General features: G+C 50.6%; 1 protein-coding gene. It reads left to right on the top strand.

Annotated features, from left to right (window positions below; translation table 11 throughout):
• On the top strand, positions 1-986 hold a 986-nt coding region (locus Q0257_RS09155; protein ID WP_298024287.1), incomplete at its 5' end, for an aminotransferase class V-fold PLP-dependent enzyme.
• Positions 987-1,731 lie beyond the last annotated feature (745 nt).

Genomic DNA, 1,731 nt, shown 5'->3' with positions numbered 1-1,731 from the left:
TGCGGCGCGAGAGCCTAAAAGATCTGCCGCTTTTCATCATCTCGCCTTTTGAGCATCACTCCGTAGAGATTAGCCTAAGGCAGGGGCTTTGCGAGGTCGTGCGCGTGCCGCCGGATCCAAGCGGGCTGATGGATTTTGCGCGCTTGGGCGAAATACTATCAGCAAACAAAGGGCGCGAAATTTACGGCGTGCTTACCGCGGCATCGAACGTGACGGGGCTAAAGCTTGATTACAAGCGCGCTTACTTGATGCTCAAGGCGCACGGCGGGCGGCTGTTTGTGGACGCTAGCGCGCTCATCGCGCACGAAAACGTAGATCTCGGCTTTTGCGACGGAGTGTTTTTCGGCGCGCACAAGTTTTTGGGCGGAGTGGGCGCTAGCGGGATTTTGGCGGTGCGAAAGGAGCTTTTGCGCGGCGAGGAGCCGACATTCGCGGGAGGAGGCACGATCAAATACGCAGATGCCCTAACGCAGCGCTTTATAATCGACAAGGAGCGCTTGGAGGAAGCAGGCACGCCAGGCATCATCGCGCTGGTGCGAGCTTATCTTGCCCTAAAGCTTCGCAAAAGCGCGGGGCTAGAGGCGATCAAGTCGCGCGAAGAGGCGATCTGCAGGCGCTTCATAAGTGAAATTCCAAAAATCCCCGAGATTGAAATTTACGGCAATCTTACCGCGCCGCGCGTGCCGATCTTTGCTTTTAATATGCAAGGGCTTGGCGCGGACGCGCTAGCCGGGGTGCTCGGGCAGAAATTTGAGATCCAAACCCGCGCAGGCTGCGACTGTGCAGCACCTTACGGCTTTGATCTGCTCGGCTTACAGCCCGATACCGAAATGTCGCGCAAACCCGCTTGGGTGCGGGCTAGCTTCTCGTTCATCCATGACGAAAGCGACGTGGATTTCTTGGCGGAGGCGCTAAGACAGATCGCTCAGATCCGCGATAAAATCACCTTCGTAGCAGGCAAATACCGCTGCGGCAGCATAAATTGAGCTCGCGAAATTTTGTAGCAAGAGCCGCTTTTAAATTTTACGGCGCGGGATTTTGTGACATAAAATTTTGTCGGTGAAATTTCGCAATGTAAAATTTTATGGCTTGGAATTTTAAAGCGTAGAATTTTATGCGCGGCTCGGGCAGCAGATACTCCGTGCCGATTGGAACGTAAAATTTTTCGGCATAAAATTTCGCGGCTTAGAATTTTGAAATTTTAAATTGTGAGCTGAATTCTGGCGGTAAATTTTGTGCTGAGGAATTTTGCGCCGTGAAATTTGAGCGGTAGAATTCCATGCTGCGCGGATAAATTTTTACACCGCCAGATTTTAAAATTCCGAAATTTCAAAATTTCGCTATTCGAATTAGCTTTGCAAATTTTATATTTCGTGAACGTATGGAAAATTCTGCGTTGTGGAATTTTAGCCGCCAAATTTTGAAATTTTACAAAGCTGAATTTTACTCGGCAAACTTCCGCGGCGAGAAATTTTATCGCAGAGCTCGTGGCGGCGAAAATATGCAGACGCACCCGTACGAAAGCTAAATTAGGGTGAGAGCGCTTGCGATAAGAGAGCATTTTAAGAGGCGAAATTCTGCGCCGCTAAAAGGCGCAAAATTCCACCGAATTTACTCGCCGAACTCCTTCTGCAATCTATAAATCTTATCATAATTGACCCCCTCGATGATGCGCGGGCGCGAGGCGTTGAAATCCGCGTTTATCACCGAGCGAGCGGGGTCAAACTCGGG

Source organism: uncultured Campylobacter sp. (genome assembly GCF_938018035.1).
Classification (GTDB): Bacteria; Campylobacterota; Campylobacteria; order Campylobacterales; family Campylobacteraceae; genus Campylobacter_B.
This window is presented reverse-complemented; position numbering and strand designations above follow the sequence as displayed.